The sequence below is a fragment of the Acetobacter sp. ESL1128 genome, from assembly GCF_058505085.1.
On the sequence record NZ_CP196369.1, the window covers coordinates 2,723,300 to 2,742,414 of the forward strand.

17 protein-coding genes and 1 other RNA gene are annotated in these 19,115 nt (G+C 61.2%); 6 read left to right on the top strand and 12 right to left on the bottom strand.

What is annotated here, in order from left to right; genetic code table 11:
- Positions 1-110: 110 nt before the first annotated feature.
- The 3 genes from prfB to hrcA all read right to left on the bottom strand — a co-directional run bounded on the left by prfB (position 111) and on the right by hrcA (position 5,207).
- Positions 111-1,242 (bottom strand): peptide chain release factor 2 gene (gene prfB / locus ACSYTG_RS12665; RefSeq protein ID WP_098123136.1). Its coding sequence is split into 2 segments (ribosomal slippage): positions 111-1,172 and positions 1,174-1,242, totalling 1,131 coding nucleotides; the frame shifts between segments, so codons are not numbered across the junction.
- 59 nt (positions 1,243-1,301) lie between these two features.
- Entirely contained in the window at positions 1,302-4,019 is a 2,718-nt protein-coding gene (locus ACSYTG_RS12670) for a penicillin-binding protein 1A (protein ID WP_489783400.1), read from the bottom strand.
- A 108-nt stretch (positions 4,020-4,127) separates the two neighbouring features.
- Entirely contained in the window at positions 4,128-5,207 is a 1,080-nt protein-coding gene (hrcA, locus tag ACSYTG_RS12675; RefSeq protein ID WP_086646884.1) for a heat-inducible transcriptional repressor HrcA, read from the bottom strand.
- 124 nt (positions 5,208-5,331) lie between these two features.
- Between hrcA and rph the strand changes: the two genes are divergently transcribed.
- Both rph and rdgB read left to right on the top strand, forming a co-directional pair.
- Positions 5,332-6,060 carry a ribonuclease PH gene (gene rph, locus ACSYTG_RS12680; protein WP_086646885.1) on the top strand — a complete coding sequence of 243 codons (729 nt, stop codon included), beginning with the start codon at positions 5,332-5,334 and terminating at the stop codon, positions 6,058-6,060.
- Positions 6,061-6,062: 2 nt separating this feature from the next.
- Positions 6,063-6,662 carry an RdgB/HAM1 family non-canonical purine NTP pyrophosphatase gene (gene rdgB / locus ACSYTG_RS12685; RefSeq protein WP_086646886.1) on the top strand — a complete coding sequence of 200 codons (600 nt, stop codon included), beginning with the start codon at positions 6,063-6,065 and terminating at the stop codon, positions 6,660-6,662.
- A gap of 105 nt (positions 6,663-6,767) precedes the next feature.
- Here the strand turns inward: rdgB and rpsA are convergent, their stop codons facing one another.
- From rpsA to aroA, 3 genes are all read right to left on the bottom strand, one after another.
- A complete protein-coding gene (gene rpsA / locus ACSYTG_RS12690; protein WP_086646887.1) occupies positions 6,768-8,480 on the bottom strand; it encodes a 30S ribosomal protein S1 in 1,713 nt (570 codons plus the stop codon).
- A gap of 283 nt (positions 8,481-8,763) precedes the next feature.
- On the bottom strand, positions 8,764-9,417 hold the full coding sequence (gene cmk, locus ACSYTG_RS12695) for a (d)CMP kinase (RefSeq protein ID WP_489783401.1): 654 nt from the start codon (positions 9,415-9,417) through the stop codon (positions 8,764-8,766).
- Positions 9,414-10,763, bottom strand: coding sequence for a 3-phosphoshikimate 1-carboxyvinyltransferase (aroA, locus tag ACSYTG_RS12700; RefSeq protein WP_489783402.1), 1,350 nt, complete (start codon positions 10,761-10,763; stop codon positions 9,414-9,416). Before aroA ends, cmk begins: the two co-directional genes overlap by 4 nt.
- Before the next feature lie 246 nt (positions 10,764-11,009).
- On the opposite strand from aroA, the gene ACSYTG_RS12705 reads away from it, so the two are divergent.
- Positions 11,010-11,339, top strand: coding sequence for a TIGR02300 family protein (locus tag ACSYTG_RS12705; protein WP_086646889.1), 330 nt, complete (start codon positions 11,010-11,012; stop codon positions 11,337-11,339).
- 108 nt (positions 11,340-11,447) lie between these two features.
- Here ACSYTG_RS12705 and folB read toward each other — a convergent pair whose 3' ends face one another.
- The 6 genes from folB to ffs all read right to left on the bottom strand — a co-directional run bounded on the left by folB (position 11,448) and on the right by ffs (position 16,005).
- Positions 11,448-11,846 (bottom strand): dihydroneopterin aldolase, encoded by a 399-nt coding sequence (gene folB, locus ACSYTG_RS12710; protein ID WP_086646890.1) that lies wholly within the window; start codon positions 11,844-11,846, stop codon positions 11,448-11,450.
- 4 nt (positions 11,847-11,850) lie between these two features.
- On the bottom strand, positions 11,851-12,657 hold the full coding sequence (locus tag ACSYTG_RS12715) for an SDR family oxidoreductase (RefSeq protein WP_489783521.1): 807 nt from the start codon (positions 12,655-12,657) through the stop codon (positions 11,851-11,853).
- Between the two features lie 31 nt (positions 12,658-12,688).
- Positions 12,689-13,285, bottom strand: a complete 597-nt coding sequence (gene recR, locus ACSYTG_RS12720; RefSeq protein ID WP_086646891.1) for a recombination mediator RecR — start codon at positions 13,283-13,285, stop codon at positions 12,689-12,691.
- A gap of 45 nt (positions 13,286-13,330) precedes the next feature.
- The gene (locus ACSYTG_RS12725; protein ID WP_086646945.1) at positions 13,331-13,654 is read right to left on the bottom strand and encodes a YbaB/EbfC family nucleoid-associated protein; all 324 of its coding nucleotides are present in this window, start codon (positions 13,652-13,654) and stop codon (positions 13,331-13,333) included.
- A gap of 119 nt (positions 13,655-13,773) precedes the next feature.
- The gene (locus ACSYTG_RS12730; RefSeq protein WP_489783403.1) at positions 13,774-15,819 is read right to left on the bottom strand and encodes a DNA polymerase III subunit gamma/tau; all 2,046 of its coding nucleotides are present in this window, start codon (positions 15,817-15,819) and stop codon (positions 13,774-13,776) included.
- Positions 15,820-15,907: 88 nt separating this feature from the next.
- Positions 15,908-16,005, bottom strand: an RNA gene (gene ffs / locus ACSYTG_RS12735) — signal recognition particle sRNA small type.
- A 143-nt stretch (positions 16,006-16,148) separates the two neighbouring features.
- Between ffs and ACSYTG_RS12740 the strand changes: the two genes are divergently transcribed.
- Genes ACSYTG_RS12740 through ACSYTG_RS12750 form a run of 3 tightly spaced genes read left to right on the top strand, consistent with a single transcriptional unit; the run spans position 16,149 to position 19,067 of the window.
- A complete protein-coding gene (locus ACSYTG_RS12740) occupies positions 16,149-16,574 on the top strand; it encodes a hypothetical protein (protein WP_489783404.1) in 426 nt (141 codons plus the stop codon).
- Between the two features lie 48 nt (positions 16,575-16,622).
- Positions 16,623-17,957, top strand: a complete 1,335-nt coding sequence (gene gluP, locus ACSYTG_RS12745) for a glucose/galactose MFS transporter (protein ID WP_489783405.1) — start codon at positions 16,623-16,625, stop codon at positions 17,955-17,957.
- Positions 17,958-17,960: 3 nt separating this feature from the next.
- Positions 17,961-19,067: an N-acetylglucosamine-6-phosphate deacetylase gene (locus ACSYTG_RS12750; RefSeq protein WP_489783406.1), complete on the top strand. Its 1,107-nt coding sequence runs from the start codon at positions 17,961-17,963 to the stop codon at positions 19,065-19,067.
- Positions 19,068-19,115: the final 48 nt, after the last annotated feature.

Below are 19,115 nucleotides of genomic sequence, written 5' to 3' on the forward strand. Positions count from 1 at the left end.
ATGAACTTTATGAAGTTAAGTACTTTATAAACACAAAAAAAGGCGGGTCCCTGCAAGGAGCCCGCCTTTTTTACCATCCCGCGTAACGGGCCGGACCAAACAGCCCCGGCCTACTGCGCGCTGGCACTTGCCTCCGAGCGGGTTGCCCCTACGCGCATGGCCAGTGCTGCCGCCATAAATGCGTCCAGTTCCCCATCCAGAACGGCATCGGGGTTGCCGGTTTCAACACTTGTGCGCAGGTCCTTGACCATCTGGTAAGGGGCCAGAACATACGAACGTATCTGGTGCCCCCAGCCAATATCGGTCTTGGCGGCTTCCGCTTCAGCCGCTGCCGCCTCACGCCGTTGCAGTTCGGCTTCGTACATCCGTGCACGCAGCATCTGCATGGCCGTAGCGCGGTTCCTGTGCTGGGAGCGGTCTGTCTGGCACGCGACCACAATCCCGGTAGGGATATGGGTGATACGGATAGCGGAATCCGTCTTGTTCACGTGCTGACCACCCGCGCCGGAAGCACGGAAAGTGTCCACCTTCAGGTCCGCGTCATTGATTTCAATTTCAATTGAATCATCAATAACCGGATAAACCCAGACCGATGCAAAGGACGTCTGGCGGCGGGCTGCTGCATCAAAAGGAGAAATGCGCACAAGCCGGTGTACACCTGCTTCGGTCTTCAGCCAGCCATAGGCATTGGGGCCGGAAACCAGAATGGTTGCGGATTTAAGCCCGGCCTGTTCGCCCTCCGAGCTTTCAATCAGCGTGACCTTGTAATCATGCGCTTCTGCCCAGCGGGTGTACATGCGCAGCATCATTTCGGCCCAGTCCTGCGCCTCCGTACCACCGGCCCCTGCGTTGACTTCCAGATAGCAGTCATTGCTATCCGCCTCGCCAGAAAGCAGGCTTTCAATCTCACGCCGTTTGGCTTCTTCCGCCAAGGCGCGCAGGCTGGCCAGCCCCTCGGCCACCAGATCGGCATCCCCTTCGGCTTCGGCCATTTCAATCAGTTCGGAGGTGTCGTTCACGTTGGTTTCCAACGCCTGCACACCCTCGATCTGGTTGGCCAGAAGCGTACGCTCGCGCATCATTTTCTGCGCGGCTTCGGGGTTATTCCACAGGTCGGGGTCTTCGGCCTGGTTGTTCAGTTCCGCAAGGCGGGCTTCAGCGACATCCCAGTTAAAGATGCCTCCTCAGCAGTGCGACCGACTGCTTGATCTGTTCGTTAAGGGCTTCTGTCTCGGCGGACATCGGGCCTGTTCTCCATCTGCTTTGGGGGAATTATCGTCCCATTCCGTTCTCTGCGGCCTTCAATAAAGGCCACCCATGCCAATGTCACCCCCAGAAGGTGCGGGAGGGGGTGCGCTGTTGCCTTCGGCCGGGCTGGCCGCAGCCGCACCAGACGGGCCGGAACCATTGACGCTGGCCGCCATATCGCTTTCCGAATCCGGCATGTTCTCGGCCCCTGTATCGGCGGCACTCAGCTCCTGGGCATCCACGTTGCTCAGCAGGTTGGCACTCACACCGGGGAGCTGACCGTCCTTGAACGCATCTATCGCAACACCACGGCCCGTATCGTAGCTGACCAGTGTCACGCCATCGGGGGCAGCAAAGTCGAGCTTGGGCTGGTCCTTGAGGGCCGTCTTCATCACCTTGTTCCACAACGGGCCGGCAATGGCGCCCCCCGTCTCGTTCCGTCCAAGGGACTGAGGTGTATCAAATCCGACCCACACGACTGTCACCAGCTCAGGCGTGTAACCTGCGAACCAGGCATCGTTAAAGTTTTGGCTGGTGCCGGTTTTGCCTGCGATGGGCGTATCTATGCCCTCACCCGCACGCACACCCGTACCGCGCCGGATAACGTCCTGCAGCATGGTCGTGATCTGGAAGGCACTCTGCTCGGATGCCGCCACGGGCCTGTCATCACGCAAAGCGGGGAGGTCCTGCGGTGTAAGCACCACAACCGACGGCTGGGGGGAAGGCTGGCCAGAGCCCGCACCACCGGCATTTGCCTGCGGTGCATCCGGGTGTATGGCGTCCCCCCCATTGGCTGCGCCAGCCCCCCCGGCAGGCAGGGAAGACGCCGCAACCAGAGACAACCCGCTTGCAGGCCGCCAGATGACATGCCCATCACGGTCCTGCACATCATCAATCAGGGTCGGGGTAATCCTGCGCCCTCCGGCGGCAAGGGCGGCGTAGGCTCCGGCCTCCTTGAGCACCGTGGTTTCCACAGCACCCAGCGCTGCAGGCAGCACGTGGGGCATGCTATCCACCAACCCGAGCTTGATGGCCGTATCCGCAACCGTGTTCATGCCCAGATGGGCGGCAAGGCGAATGGTCACAAGGTTGCGCGATTCACGCAGCGCATCATGCAGGGACGTGGGGCCCCAGAAGTCTTTTTCGTAGTTATTGGGGTGCCATGTGCCGTAGGACACGGGGGAGTCATCAAACTCCTGAGAGGGCGATATACCCTGCTCCATGGCCTGTAGATAGACAAATGGCTTGAAGGAGGAGCCCGGCTGGCGCAACGCCTGTGTGGCCCGGTCAAACTGTGAAGCCTGAAAAGACCACCCCCCCACCAGGGCAAGAACACGCCCCGTGCGGGCGTTCATGGTGACAATAGCGCCTTCCACAACCGGTATCTGCATTAGCGCAACACCGGACTGCCCGCTCTGGGGTTCGACCATCACAATGTCACCCGTGCGGAGGGGGCGGGCACGGCGGACCCATGCCATATCCTTGGGCTGGATCTGCCCTGTATGGGGTTCACCCCCCTGCGCAACATTGCGGCGGACCACGCTGCCTTCCAGCCAGCCGACCTGCCCCTTGTTGCCATCCAGCACAATGGCCAGACGCCACTGGTCCAGCATGCCGGCCGGAGCACTGACCGTGCGCAGGGCGCGCACCCACTCGTCCTGCGTGAGCGGCACAGGGGTATTCAGGTGCGTAACAGGGCCGTGCCAGCCACGGTGCTGGCGGTCATACGCCATAAGCCCCTGCTGCAAAATGGTCTGGGCCGCACGCTGGAGGGGCAGGTCCAGACTGGTATGCACATCCAGCCCCCCCTGCATGGTGACATCCTGACCATATTTTTCCAGCAGTTCACGCCGGACTTCCTCGGCAAACCATTCGGAGCCGGGAGCAGGGCCGGGGCGGGAATAGCTGATGCTGACAAGCGGCTCCGCCTCGGCCATACGGGCCTCGGCCTGCGTAATGGCGCCAATATCGGCCATGCGCTCCAGCACCCAGTTGCGGCGGCCCCGCGCTGCATCGGGGAAGCGGGCAGGGTTGTAATTGGTGGGCGACTTGGGCAGCGCCGCCAGAAACGCGACCTCCGCGTTATCCAGTTGGTCCAGAGGTTTGTTAAAATACGTCTGGGCAGCAGCACCAATGCCATAGGCACCGTTACCCAGATAAATTTCGTTCAGGTAAATCTCGAGGATTTTTTCCTTGGGCAGAACCTGCTCGATGCGCATGGCCAGGAATGCTTCCTTGGCCTTACGCTTGAACGAGACAGCATTGCTCCCCAGCAGCATGACGCGGGCAACCTGCTGCGTAATGGTGGACGCACCAATGGGCCTGCGCCCGCGCCCACGTGTCAGGTCGGTCAGGCCCGCGCGGATAATCGCGGCGGGGTCCACACCCTTATGGGTCCAGAACTTCTGGTCTTCCGCCGCGATAAACGCACTTTTCACCCGGTCGGGAATGGCGTTGGAGGGCACAAACACCCGCCGCTCGTCCGCCAGTTCGGCGACAAGCTGGTCATCCGATGCGTACAGGCGGCTCATGACCGGCGGCTGATAGGAGCGCAGGCCATCCACTGTTGGCAGGTCGGCCACAATACTCTGGTATTGCGACCACACCACCACGGCCCCGCCAGCACTGCCCACCAGCAACACGGCCGCAGCCGTGCCCAGCAGCATACGCCATTGGCGAAAGCGCGGCCTGCCTAACAAAAAGGACCGTGTTGTATCCCGGTCATGGGGGGGGGAAGAATCCGGATCACCAGAAGGTGGAGTGCGTATCATACCGGTCCTTTATCATTCCCATATTCTGTCGTCTCCTCGCCATTGCCATTCTCTTTACAATCGTGGCGGAATTCCGACCTGTGCTCCAAACCCTGACAGACCCGGCTTTTACGCCTGACCCAGCAGTTCGCCCAATATGCGCGCTGTATAGTCCACCACGGGCACAACACGCCCGTAATTTATGCGCGTCGGGCCAATAACGCCTATGGCCCCGACAATCCTGTTGGCCTCGTTTCTGGCCGGAGCCATGACAACGGACATGCCGGTGGTACCAAACAGACCACTTTCCGCGCCAATAAAGATGCGCACCCCTTCCGAACTTTCAACCAGTTCCAGCAGACGCAGCATTGTCTCCTGCGCTTCCAGCCGGTCAAACAGGGTCTGGATGGCAACAAGGCGCTCCTGCCCGTCCACATCAGCCAGCAGGCGGGACTGGCCACGCACGATCAGCGTGCCGCCACTTTCCCCCCGCTCGGTGTTCCAGATCGCCAGACCACTCTCCACCACCTCGGCGGTCAGGCTGTTCAGCACCGTGCGGTTTTCGCTCATTTCCGCCCCTACGCGGTGGCGCAGGTCGGGCAGGGATGCCCCCATGGCGCGCGCGTTCAGGTAATTGGCAGCCTCCACCAGCGCAGAGGGAGGAGTCCCGGCCGGGATTTCGATCACCCGGTTTTCCACATGTCCATCCGCCCCCACCAGCACCACAAGGGCACGGTTACCACCCAGCGCCACGAACTCTATGTGCTTGATCCCGCCCTCACCCTTGGGGGCCACCACCAGCCCCGCCGCATCGGACATGCCTGCGAGCAGGGAGGATGCTTCGGTCAACGTATCCTGCAAGGAGCGTCCACGCGCTTCCAGCGAATGACCGATGACCTTCTGCTCATCTTCGGAGAGCGCACCAAACTGGAGCAGCCCATCCACAAACAGGCGCAGCCCTTTTTCCGTTGGCAGGCGGCCTGCCGATGTATGCGGGGAAAACAGCAGACCCGCCTCGGTCAGGGAGACCATGACATTGCGGATTGTTGCGGGGGAAAGCGGCTGCCCCAACCGGCGTGAAAGAGTGCGCGACCCCACGGGTTCGCCACTGGCCATGTATTCTTCCACAATCTCGCGCAGGATGTTGGCGGAGCGTCCATCCAGTTCGGGAGGTAGCATTGCTTGGGCGGGCAACAGGCCACGCTTCATGGCTCTCAGGCTCCTTTGGGCGGTCTGATAAGCGATTATAACGGCTTATTGCCGGTTTTACTCCTGCCAAAAGCATTTTATGTGCAGGCGCAACCCTTTGTTATTGTTTTGCAGGAGCAGCAGCATGCGTCCATCAGGCCGACAGGCCGGGCAGATGCGCCCGATTATTATAGAAACCGGCTTTTCCCGCCATGCGGAAGGCTCTGCCCTTATCCGCATTGGTGGCACAGAGGTCCTGTGCACCGCCAGTGTGGAAAACCGTGTTCCCCCCTTCCTGCGTGGCAAGGGCAGCGGGTGGGTTACGGCGGAATACGGCATGCTGCCCCGCGCCACCCACGCCCGCGGCAACCGTGAGGCCGCACGGGGCAAGCAGTCCGGCCGCACGCAGGAAATCCAGCGCCTGATCGGCCGCTCCCTGCGCGCGGTTACGGACCTTAAGGCCCTTGGTGAACTCTGCATTACACTGGATTGCGATGTGCTGAACGCCGATGGCGGCACGCGCTGTGCCTCCATTACCGGCGCGTGGGTGGCCCTCCGTCTGGCCCTTGGCAAACTGGTTGCCAACCGCGTGCTGCAACGCATGCCACTAACCGGGCAGGTCGCTGCCGTATCCTGCGGGCTGACCAGTGCCGGCGCCGTGCTGGACCTTGACTATACGGAAGACAGCGCCGCACTGGCCGACACCAACTTTGTGCTCAGCGCTGATAACCGTATTGTGGAAATTCAGGCCTCGGCCGAACATGCCCCCTTTAGCGAGGATGCCTTTAACTCCCTGTTCGCCCTTGCCCGCAAAGGTGCAGGCGAACTGTTTGAAGCCCAGTTGACTGCCGTCAACACAGCAGAGCAGCCCTGAACATGACCAACCCCACCCTTAAATCCGGCGACAGGCTGGTACTTGCCACGCATAACGCAGGCAAGCTGGCCGAATTTTCCGCCCTTATGGCGGAGTTTGGCATTACCGTACTCTCCGCCGGGGAATTAAACCTGCCCGAACCGGAGGAAACCGCCACAACCTTTGCAGGCAATGCCGCCATCAAGGCGCTGGCAGCGGCCCGTGCCGCCAACCTGCCAGCACTGGCCGATGATTCGGGCCTGTGCGTGAGTGCTCTGGGGGGTGCGCCGGGTATTTACTCCGCCCGCTGGGCTGGCCCGGACAAGGACTTTAACGCCGCCATGGCCCGGATTGAGGAAGGCATCGGGCAGGACGAACGCAATGCGTGGTTTATCTGCGTGCTCTGCCTTGCCTTCCCCGATGGGCGCACATTCAGCTTTGAAGGGCGGATTGACGGGCAGATTGTCTGGCCTCCACGTGGTGCCAACGGCCACGGATATGACCCGATTTTTGAACCCGAAAACCAGACCCGCAGCTTTGCGGAAATGACGGATGAGCAGAAAAACGCCATCAGCCACCGTGCCCGCGCGTTTGCGGCCTTCCGCAAGGCCTGTCTGGACTAAAGCATAGCCCATAAAAAAATAGCGCCCTTGTGGGGCGCTATTTTTTTGCATGGCAAATGATTTTGCCAAACCGGGATGGCGCAAACCACCCCGGTTTTTTTATGCTCAGTCTTCGGTGTTACGGCGACGGATCGCTGCACCCAGAATATCACCGAGCGATGCACCGCTATCTGCGGAGCCGTATTCGTTGATAGCCTGCTTGTCTTCTTCCACTTCGCGGCCCTTGATGGTCAGGGCAACTTTGCGGGATGCACGGTCAACGGACACAACCTTGGCGTCCACACGTTCGCCAACGGCGAAGCGTTCGGGGCGCTGTTCGGCTTTGTCACGAGCCAGTTCTGCACGACGGATGAAGCCGCTCAGAACGTCGTCAACCTTCACTTCAATGCCGTTGGTCTGCACAGCGGTCACGATGCAGGTAACGATCGTGCCCTTCTGGATGCTGGCCAGCGCATCGGCTGCCGGATCTTCCTGAAGCTGCTTGATGCCCAGAGAGATACGTTCTTTTTCCACGTCCACGTCCAGAACCTTGGCTTTTACAACCTGGCCCTTTTCGTAGTTCTTCATGGCTTCTTCGCCAGCTTCGTCCCAGGACAGGTCGGACATGTGAACCATGCCGTCGATGTCTGCGGACAGGCCGATGAACAGGCCGAATTCCGTAATGTTGCGGATTTCGCCTTCCACGGTGGAGCCAACCTTGTGTTCTTCGGCGAACTGTTCCCAAGGATTGCGCTGAACCTGCTTCAGACCCAGAGAGATGCGGCGCTTGGAGCTATCCACATCCAGAACCATCACGTCCACTTCCTGAGAGGTCGCAACGATTTTGCCGGGGTGGACGTTCTTTTTCGTCCAGGACATTTCGGAAACGTGCACCAGACCTTCAACACCGGGTTCCAGCTCAACGAATGCGCCGTAATCGGTAATGTTGGTCACGCGGCCCGTAAAGCGAGCGCCCGGCGGGTACTTAAGTGCCACATTTTCCCACGGATCAGCTTCAAGCTGCTTCATGCCAAGGGAGATGCGCTGCGTTTCGGGGTTGAAGCGGATCACCTGCACGCGTACCGGCTGGCCGATCTGCAGTGCTTCGGAGGGGTGGTTGATGCGCTTCCATGCGATGTCGGTCACATGCAGCAGGCCGTCAACGCCGCCCAGATCAACGAACGCACCGTAATCGGTGATGTTCTTGACCACGCCATCAAGGATCATGCCTTCGGTCAGGCCCTGGATCAGTTCGCTGCGCTGTTCAGCACGCGTTTCTTCCAGAACGGCACGACGGGAGACAACGATGTTGCCACGTGCACGGTCCATCTTCAGAATCTGGAACGGCTGGGGCACACCCATCAGCGGGCCGACGTCACGCACGGGGCGGATGTCCACCTGGCTGCCGGGAAGGAACGCCATGGCGCCGCCCAGATCAACCGTAAAGCCACCTTTAACGCGGCCATAGATGGTGCCGTTAACGCGCTGGTTGGCTTCGAAAGCTTTTTCGAGGCTGGTCCAGGCTTCTTCACGGCGTGCTTTTTCGCGGGAGAGAACGATGCTGCCGTCGCGATCTTCGTAACGCTCGACGTACAGTTCGATCACATCGCCCGGCTGCACTTCAGGCTTGACGCCCGGAGGTGCGAATTCACGCAGGGAAACGCGGCCTTCGCTCTTCAGGCCGACGTCAACAATGGCGTAGTCGTCGGTCAGACGAACAACGCGACCGCGAACAACGGACCCGTCAAAGCCGGAATCGCGGCCAAGGGTCTCATCAAGAAGGGCGGCAAAATCTTCGCCACGGAAGTGATCCGTGGTCTGGGTGGTGGCTGAAGCCATGTGGTACCGTAAATCCTGAGCCCGCCAGCAACATGCGTGCAGGCTGTTCCTGCGCACCGCAAACTGCGGCACGACTTGCCCGACGGAACGGATGGGTAGCAATACCCCCCGCTTTTTGGGTCAGGCCAGACTGTTATCCAGAAAAACCCGCCATCGGGGCGGATTTCTGTTTGCACAGAGAACACCTGACCCCGGTTTGTCAACTTAAAGCGCCATCCATCACGCAAATGGGGGGCAAAAAATGCGTAACCACGGCTTGCGCCCCCTGTACGGGGGCCTGCATTCAGCCCCGTGCAGCCACGAGTCGTTCCCGCGCAAACCGCAAGGCTTCGGCCAGAACGGCCTGTGCATCCAGCGTGTCCGTCTCAATCACGTATGCGTCATCCGCAACCCGCATGGGGGCGGAATCCCGGCTTGCATCAGCTTCATCACGCGCGCGCAGGGCGTCTTCCATGGCCTGAAGCTGCGCTTGCGCATCGGGGGCGGCCGGGTCCCCTCCGCTTTGCAAAAAGCGCCTGAGCGTGCGGGTGGCGGGGGATGCGGTAATGAACAGTTTGACATCCGCATCGGGGAAAATGGCCGTGCCAATATCCCGCCCGTCCAGCACGGCCCCCTGCCGGGCGGCAAACCGGCGCTGGGTTTCCACCAGAGCGGCACGTACCGCAGGCTGGGCCGCCACCTTGCTGGCTGCCAGAGCCGCATCTGGCAGGCGCAGGTCCTTGCGCTGCATGTCCTCTGGCGTCAGGGCCTGGGCAAACCGTTCGGCGGGTTGTGCGGGGTCCTGCCCGGCATCAAGGGCCAGCCGCCCGACTGCACGGTAGAGCAACCCAGTATCCAGATACGGCAGGCCCAGTGCTTCGGCCAGTTTGCGGGCCAGAGTGCCCTTGCCGGCAGCCGCGGGACCATCCACGGCAATAACGGGTCCGCCGCGCGTCATAGTGCAAACCCCGCGCCAAGGCTGTTCATGAGCTGCAAATAGCCGGGGAAGCTGGTGTCTATGAACGCGGTATCATCTATTTCCACCGGGTTCTGGGCCACCAGCCCCAGCACGGATGCGCTCATGGCCAGACGGTGGTCCATATGGGTCTGCACCATGCCACCGCCGGGAATGGCGTTGCCGGTGCCGTACACAACCAGATCATCCCCCTCCACTGCGGTTTTAACGCCATTGTTTTCCAGCAGCGCCACGGTTGCGGCCAGACGGTCGCTCTCCTTCACGCGCAGTTCTTCCACCCCGCAAAAGCGCGATACGCCAGAAGCATGCGCCGCCGCCACAGCCAGAATGGGGTATTCATCAATCATGGACGGAGCACGGTCGGCAGGTACGGTCACGCCTTTGAGGCTGGATGCACGCACATGCAAATCCCCCACCAGCTCGCCCCCTTCGGTGCGGATATTGGTGACCTCAAGCTGTGCGCCCATTTCCTGCAAGGTAATGAACAGGCCGGTGCGCAGGGGGTTCAGCCCCACGGTGGAAATTGTAATATCTGCCCCCGGCACCAGCAGTGCCGCAACAATAGGGAAGGCGGCGGAGGACGGGTCCCCCGGCACCACCACATCACGCGCAACAAGGTCCGGGCGGCCCTGCAGCAGAATAACCCGGCCACCCTGTGGGGTTTCCTCCACCTTAACGTGTGCGCCAAAGTGGCGGAGCATGTTTTCGGTATGGTCACGGGTGGCTACGGGTTCTTCCACCCGTGTCTGCCCCTGTGCGTTCAGCCCGGCCAGCAGCACGGCGGATTTGACCTGCGCAGAGGCCACGGGCAGGCGGTAATCCAGCGGCTTGGGGTCCGCCAGACCATGAATGGCCATGGGCAGACGTCCGCCCTCACGCGCCATAAAGGTGGCCCCGGTACCTGCCAGCGGGTCCATGACGCGCTTCATGGGCCTACGGCGCAGGCTGGCGTCCCCCGTCATGACCGACACCATGCCGTGGCTGGCCAGAATACCGGACAAAAGACGGGCCGCCGTACCGGAATTGCCCATATCCAGCACATCCTCAGGCTCACGCAGCTTGCCAATGCCCAGACCACTCACGCGCCAGTCCCCCGGTGCGTGCTGCGCTACCTGTGCGCCCAACGCGCGCATGGCCGCCGCAGTGCGCAGAACGTCCTCCCCTTCCAAAAGCCCGGTAATATGAGTTTCCCCCCGTGCGAGGGAGGCAAACATAAGGGCACGATGGCTGATGGATTTATCACCCGGCACACGGATGGAACCGGAAAGAGGGGCCTGCGCGCGCGTAACCCGCAGCGGACGGACGGAGGGGGAGGATGCGTGTGTCATGCTCTTTTCATTCCGGCGGGACGGCCTGCAAGTCAATCCGGGCAGGGGCAGAAAAAGAGGGGTGGGGATGCAGAAAATACCACCTTTTGCAAACTCCGGGTTTGACACGACCCGAAACACAGTGGCATTGGGCATCGCCTTAACAGTCTGGTTCGAGTCCTGTCCCAGCACTCCGGTGCTGTTCGGGGTTCGTTCGTGTTCCGGGGCGTTGGCCCCAATATCTGCTCAGGATTGACAGGTAGCAAGATGTCCCAGCCCGATCTCGGCACCAAACGCGTCTGCGTGTCCTGTGGTGCCCGTTTTTATGACCTGAACCGCGCACCCGCCATTTGCCCCAAATGCGGAACGGAACAGCCTGCTCTGGTGCCGCGCCTGCGCCGCAACTCTGACAGCCTGTCCCCCGTTCCAGCGAGTGCTGCCCCCATCAAGAAGGCCGATGAAGATATCGATATCGACACCGATGACGATACGGACGACGATGATGTGATGGAAGACACCGCTGATCTGGATGATGATGACGACGACATCAGCTCAGACATCGATGTCAACACGGATTCGGAAGACCACGAATCCTGACCCCTCAGGGGGTTCTGAACATCTGTGTTTCAGACCAAAAAAAGCCCGCTGGCATACAGCGGGCTTTTTTTATGCCGCCAGCCCCGGCTGGCAGGCCGGGGCCAGAAATCAGCTTGCAGGGCGGCGCTCTATTTCCACGCCCACACCTTCTATTTCTGCAAACACATCCAGTTTTTCTATGCGCACACGCACAACACGCACGCGGTCATCGCTCAGCACGCCGGAGGCTATGCGTTCGGCCAGTGTTTCCACCAGCCGCACATGCCCTTCACGCACAATACGGTGCACAAGCTGGACCACCCGCTCGTACGAGACCGTACGGCTCAGGTCATCCGGCCCGACCTCCAGATCCGTGCGGTCATCCACCCCATAATGGACCGACACCCGAATACGCTGGGTTACACCCTGCTCATGCGGGAACACGCCAATATGGGCATCGAGCACCATGTTCTTCAAAAACAGGCAACGCAGCGGCGGCTGGTCGGCCCACGGAGCAAAAACGGCCATTCTTTTATTCTTCCACGGCATGTCCGGCCAACAGGGCCGGGGACCATTGCAGGTGTTGCCCACTGTTCAGGGTCAGCATCTGCCCGGTCACAAAGGGCTGGGCCAAAAGGGCAAGGGTTGCCCGCGCAGCCTGATCAGGCAAAGCGTCCTGGGCGGGGGGCACAGACGCGCATTGCCGTGCTGGCTGTTCCTGCATCGGCCCGGAACCGGGCAGGGCAGGACCGGGAGCAGAACCCAAGGCGTTAACCCTGATCCCTTTGGGAGCAAGGGCCTGCGCCATGGTCTGTGTGAGTGTCCACAGCGCAGTTTTGGATACGGTATGGCTGACAAAGTGCGGCGATAGCGGCCACACATGCTCATCCAGCATATTCAGCACCATGCCCTGTGCCCCTTGGGGCAACCCTTTGGCAAAGGCCTGAATCAGCACAAAGGGCGCACGCAGGTTGGGCTTCATGTGCAGCATCCAGCTTTCCAGCGAGGCACTGTCCCATTCATCCTGCTCACAGGTGGAGGTATTGTTGACCAGCACCCCCAAAGGGCCGCCAAGAGCCTGCGCGGCCTGCCCATACAGGGCCTGCACCTGCTCCTCCCGCATGAAGTCGGCCTGTAGCACACAGCCGGTGCGGCCTAGCGCGCGCACGGCATGCAATATGCCCTCCGCCCCGGCCCTGTTGGTGCGGTCATGGATGGCCACATCAAACCCGGCCTGCGCAAGACCAAGCACAATGGCCTGACCAAACCGCTCGCTACCCCCGGTTACCAGAGCGCGGCGTGGTATGGCCGGGCTGATCGGCTGCATGTCCACGGGTATGATTCTTCCCTTAATGGTTGGCGCCACTCTGTCAGGCAGGGCGACGAGCACCCAGAGCGGCGGCCAGAGTGCCATCGTCCAGCACATCCAGAGCGCCCCCCATGGGCACGCCCTGCGCCACACGGCTGATGGTCAGCCCCTCATATGCTTCCAGCTGATCCATCAGCCAGTGCATGGTGGTGGCTCCTTCCACCGTGGCGCCCAGAGCCAGAATAACCTCGCGTACGGTGCCTTCATGCAGGCGGGTCATCAGGGCAGATACGTTAAGGTCTTCCGGCCCAACCCCAGCCAGAGGGGACAGGGTACCCCCCAAAACCTGATAAACACCCCTATGGACCCCCGCACGTTCAAGCGCCCACAGGTCCCCCACTGTTTCCACCACACACACCAGCCCCCTGTCACGCAGCGGGTCGGTGCAGATGTGGCACGGGTCCGATGTATCCAGATTTCCGCAGGAGGAGCAGGTGCGAATGGCCTCCCCCGCCCGTTCCATGGCGCGGGCCAGCGGGGCCAGCCGTGTATGGGGCTCGCGGAGCAGGTACAGCGCCACACGCCGGGCCGAGCGCGGGCCAAAACCCGGCAGGCGCCCCAACAGGCGAATAAGCTGCTCTATTTCCTGACCACCCATACCCGCCTGCTTTCCCCCGCGCTCAAGGTCGGTTGTATCTGCGGTTCAGAACGGCAGTTTCATGCCTGCGGGCAGGTTAAGCCCACCGGTGACCTTCTGCATTTCCTCGGCTGCTTTTTCGTCCAGCTTCTTGCGGGCATCCGCACAGGCCGCAACAATCAGGTCCTGCAACATTTCCATTTCGGTCGGGTCGGCCAGCTTGGGGTCGATTTTAATGGAGCGCATGTCCCCTTTGCCGCTCAGCACAACGCTGACCATGCCTGCACCGGCCGAACCATCAATGTTCATGGCTTCCAGTGTGCTCTGCATGGCTTCCATCTTGGACTGCATCTGCGTAGCCTGCTTCATCAGTGAGGCAAGGTTCTTCATGGTCATCCCCTTAGCTTGTCTGTCTGCCGCATGGTGCGGCTATGGCGCACCCCTGCGGCGCATCACCTGTTCCCTATCTGGCCCAGAACGTGCTGTTTTGCCAGCCCGGCCCGCTCACTTCAGTCCTGCGAGGCACCGGGGTCGTATGGTCGGTCGTCTTCATCCAGCGGCTGCGCATCCAGAGGAGCAAACAGCAGTTCGGGCGGCTCCTCCGGGGGGAGGCCGTAATCATCCAGCCCGTGGTCATTCACCTCACCCAGCTGCGCATCGGGAAAAGCGTTCAGAATAGCCCGGACCAGCGGGTGCGCCTCTGCCTCGCGCCGGCGGAACTGGATAACCTCCGCGCCCTGCGCGTCCAGCGTGGGCTCACCGTCCTCCTGCCCGGCTTCAATCTGCCAGCTTATGCCCGTTGCGCGGTCCAGCACGCGGCGGAGCTGCGGCACAATATCGCTCGGCACCCCGCGCTCAAACCGCAGAACAATCCGCCCGGGGGCAAAAGAAATCAGATGCGCGGCATGCCGTAACTGCCCGTGCAGAATTGCCTCGCGCTGCTCCCTGACCAACGCCACGGCCTCCCGCCATGTCCGCGGGACCGGCGGAGGGGCCGGCTCAACCGGGGCCACGGGCTGCACAACAGGGGCTGCTGCCTGTACGGGCGCGGCCACGGCCATACCGCCGGAGCTGACCATACGCAGGCGCGGCGGCTCATGCCCACCTGCTGCATCACCCTGTGGAGCCACAAAAGCGCCGGTCCCGTTCGGGCCAGCACTCCCCACAGGTGCACCAGCCAGCCCGGACGGGCCACTGGCCTGTGGCGCGGAAAGGGGGGCAGATGCTCCGCCACGCCCGGTATCGTCCTGCGTAGCACTCAGGCGTTTGACCAGGTCCTCGGGCGAGGGCAGATCGGCCACGTAACACAGGCGGATCAGCACCATATCTGCTGCAGCGCGGCGGTCTGGTGCACTCTCCACCTCCCGCACGCCCTTGACCAGCATCTGCCATGCCCGCATGAGCACGGGCACGGTAAAGGCGCTGGCCATATGTGTGCCCCGCACCCGCTCGGCCTCTGGCATATCTGCCGAGTCCCCCAGACCGGGCACAGCCCGCAGGCGGGAGACAATATGCACGAGCTCCAGCATATCCCCCAGCACAAGGCCGGGGTCAGCCCCACGGGCATAGGCTGCATCCAGCAGGGCAAGGGCCTTGTCGGGCTTGCCGGTCAGCACCGCGTCGAGCAGGTCGAAAACCACCTCGCGGTCCGCCAGCCCCAGCATGTCGCTCACAATGCCTGCGCCAATAACCCCGCCTTCATCCGTCACACCACTGCCCTGGGCAATGGCCTGATCCAGCAGGGAGAGGCCATCCCGCACCGAGCCGTCTGCCGCGCGGGCGATCAGGGCCAGTGCATCGTCGGAGAGGGCAACGTGTTCCTTTTGTGCAATCCGGGCGAACAGGCCGGCCAGTTCGGCCTGTGGCACGCGCCGCAGGTCAAACCGCTGGCAGCGCGACAGAACCGTGACCGGCACCTTGCGCAGTTCGGTCGTGGCAAAAATGAACGTCACCTGCGCAGGCGGCTCTTCCAGCGTTTTGAGCAGGGCGTTAAAGGCATTGCGCGAGAGCATATGCACTTCGTCGATGATAAAGACCTTCATACGCCCCTGCATGGGGCGGAAGCGCGTGGCCTCTATAATCTCGCGCACATCATCCACCCCTGTGCGGGAGGCGGCGTCCATTTCCAGCACATCGGGGTGGCGGTCAGCCAGAATGGCCACGCAGTTGGGGCATACACCACATGGGTCAGCCGTGGGGCCGCCGTTGCCATCCGGCCCGGTGCAGTTAAGGGCACGGGCAATAATGCGTGCGGTCGTGGTTTTGCCCACCCCGCGCACCCCGGTCAGCATAAAGGCATGGGCCACACGCCCCAGCGCAAACGCATTGCGCAGGGTGCGGACCATGGCCTCCTGGCCGATCAGGTCATCAAATGTTGTGGGGCGGTATTTGCGGGCAAGCACCCTGTAGGGAGGGGCTGCGGCATCGGGCACTGGCGGGGGAGGCGCGGAGGGGGCGGGAGCCGGATCGGCATCACCAAACAGGCCGGGGCCTTCCGGTTCCGGACTGGGAAGCCCCTCATCGTGAGGGAACTGCTCGTCAGTCGTATCACTCATGCCATGCCCGCAGACTGTGTAAGGTCACGCCCTGCATGCGCGGTTTGACCGGCGCAGAATGGTCTGATCCACAAGGGCGGAAAATTAGGGTGGAAAGCCGAACAATGACCCGGACGAAACTCACCATGGCTGCTTCCTTCCGGACCTGACCGGTTTAGCAAGGTGTCCGTCCACCGCCGACTTTCCGAGGTCACACCTAGCACCAAATCCAAGTCCATGCCAAGCCTGCTGGCAGCTTTTCCGGGTTGTTTCTTTACCTATCCGACACAGACAGGCTAGAAAACAGGGTAATTGGTGCGCAGTGTCGCAGACTCAGGAGAATTGTGCTCGTGTCCGGTTTTCGTTTGTATCATGCCGCTATGGCATCCGTTCTTCTGGCCGGTGGCCTGTGCGCAGGCTCCCTTGCCATGGCCGATGATGAGACAGCCCCGCGCAACAACGTCAACAACGTCCAGTTGCAAAAGGAACTTGCGGTTCTGCACCTCAAGCCCGACGCGGCGGGGCCTGCCTGTATTGAATCGCTCAAGGAACTGCACAAAACGCAGGATCTTTTGCAAAAGGATGAAGAAAACACCCGCAACCAGGACCTGACGGTTGCCGAGGACGTGCTTGAATCCGACTTTGAAAATTCGATAGAGGCCTGCGCCGCCGATGTGGAAAAACTGTGCGAGACGCACAACCCCTCCACCGAGCTGCGTCAGGCCTGCGAAAAAATAGACAGCCTGCCGTCCAAGGATGCACAGGCAGCCGACTAGGCCCCATACCCCAAACCCTGAAAACCTTACAGCGGGCCATAGCCGGACATGCCACAGCCGCCCACCCAGCCCACAGCCGCCGCACGCATACCCTGCCCGGCTGGGCCTTATGGGTGGCGGCCACTGGTGCTTAGCGCGGCTCTGTTTTTCATCATCGGGTTTGTCACATGGCTGAATGGCCCGCTGATCTCTTTTGTGCGGGTCGCCTTTACCCTGAATGATCTGGCGGCATTTATGGTGCCGCTTGTTTTTTACTTTTCCTATTTTGTCTTTTCCATCCCCGCGAGCCTGAGTGTCACACGCACCGGTTTTAAAAACGGGCTGGTTTATGCCCTGCTGGTCATGGCGGGCGGCATGGGGCTGACTGGCCAGTGCCTGCATGCGCGCTCCTACCCCGGTGCGCTGGGGGGCTTTTTGGTACTGGGCATGGGGCTGGCCCTGCTGCAGGTGGCCATTAACCCATATGTCAGCTTTCTCGGCCCTGAAAACCGCAGTGCACAGCGCATTGCCATTATGGGTATCTGCAACAAACTGGGGGGTATTGTGGCCCCCGTTGCGCTGGCCACACTGGCCATGCGTCACATGGCCGACATATCCGCAACCCTACCCGCCCTGACCGACCCAGCTCAACGCCTGTCTGTACAACAGGATTTTCTGAACAGTGTTTACTGGCCCTATATGGGCATGGCGTTTTTTCTGGCCCTGACAGCCCTGTGGGTTTTGCGGTCCTCCCTACCGGAAATTCGTACAGATATTTGCAAAAACAGTTCTTCAAAAACAAGTTTTATAAAAATACTTCTCTCTTCCCTCAATGCCAGAACCCTGCTGGGTGCCGGGGCGATGTTTTTTTATGTAGGGGTAGAAGTACTTTCGGGTGATGCTGTGGGAACCTATGCACAGGGTTTTGGCATATCCCTTGACCAGACAAAGTTTTTTACATCCCTTACTCTTTTTTTCATGCTCTGCGGGTATGTGGCGGGGCTTGTCCTGTCCCCCCGCCTGATCACACAGGAACGCTATCTCCCCCTCTCCTGCCTGTGTGGGGGACTGCTCAGCGTGGGAGCATGGGTTACGCACGGCTACATGTCCGTTGCCTGTGTTACCCTTCTGGGTTTTGCAAACTCCATGATATTTCCATCCCTGTTTCCATTGGTTCTTAAAGGTTCCGGCCAACATACGGCGCAGGTTTCGGCTTTTCTGGTCATGGCATATTGCGGGGGTGGGGTTGTGCCCCAGCTTTTTGTTCTTTTAAAACCCGTCATGGGTTTTCAGGCAGCATTCACATGCCTTGCCCTTTTATCCTACGCTCTCATCACCCTGTACGCGCTCCACTTCATGAACAGGGATTTACGCAAAACCCCGCCTATGGTGAAGGAAATCTGAAGCATGACCGAACTCAGGGGGCATCTTGTTCTGCCCGAACGCATTGTTCCAGGCCATGTAACCTTTGCGGAGCAGATACAGGCCGTAACGCCAGATAACGCCGCTATTCCCGACCGTTATATTTTACCCGGCTTTATTGATGGCCATGTGCATGGCGGCAATGGGGCGGATACCATGGACGGCGTACAGGCCATTCACACACTTGCCCGTTTCCATGCCCGCCATGGCACCACCACCATACTGCCCACCACCATTACCAGCCCTTGGGCAGACGTGCTTGGCGCACTTGCCGCCATTGCCGAAGTTTGCGGTACCACCATGCCAGACGGCCCAAACATACATGGTGCACACTTGGAAGGCCCGTTTGTAAGCCCGCACAAGCTGGGTGCGCAGCCTCCCCACGCCTTGGCGCCAACCCCCGAACGCGTGGCAGAAGTTCTGGCGTTTGGCTGCGTGCGCGTTGTAACGCTCGCCCCTGAACTCCCCCATGCGCAGGAAGCCATGCAGCTTTTTGCGCAGGCTGGTGTGCGGGTCAGCCTTGGGCACACCCTTGCTGGGTATGAAGAAACCGAGCAGGCCATATGCCGCATCTGCTCCGCAGGGGGCGTAACAGGCGCCACCCACCTGTTTAACGCCATGGCTGGGATAGAAAGCCGCAAGCCCGGCCCCGCCACAGCCCTAATGTGCAGCGATGCCTACGCCGAACTGATTTTTGATACGCACCACGTCCACCCCGCCACCTTCCGGCTGGCCCAGCGCGTTATGCCCGAACGCCTGCTGTTTGTAACAGACGCCATGCGGGCCGCCGGGCTACCCGATGGTCCAAGCCTTTTGGGGGGGCAGCAGGTTATGGTGGAGCACGGCGCGGTCCGCCTGCCCGGCGGCAATCTGGCCGGGAGTGTGCTGACACTGGATACCGCATTGCGCAACGCGGTGCAGGCGGGCCTGCCATTGCATCAGGCCGCCGTGCTGCTCACACGCAACCCGGCCCGGTATCTGGGCCTGCATGACCGAGGCACCCTGCACGCAGGCAAACGCGCCGATTTTGTTGTGATGGATAAGGCACTCACCGTGCAGGAAGTCTGGGTGGCTGGCCAGCGCATTGCCTGAGCAGACCGCACACCCATCGGCCCCATAACAGGGCCACCACCCCGCGCC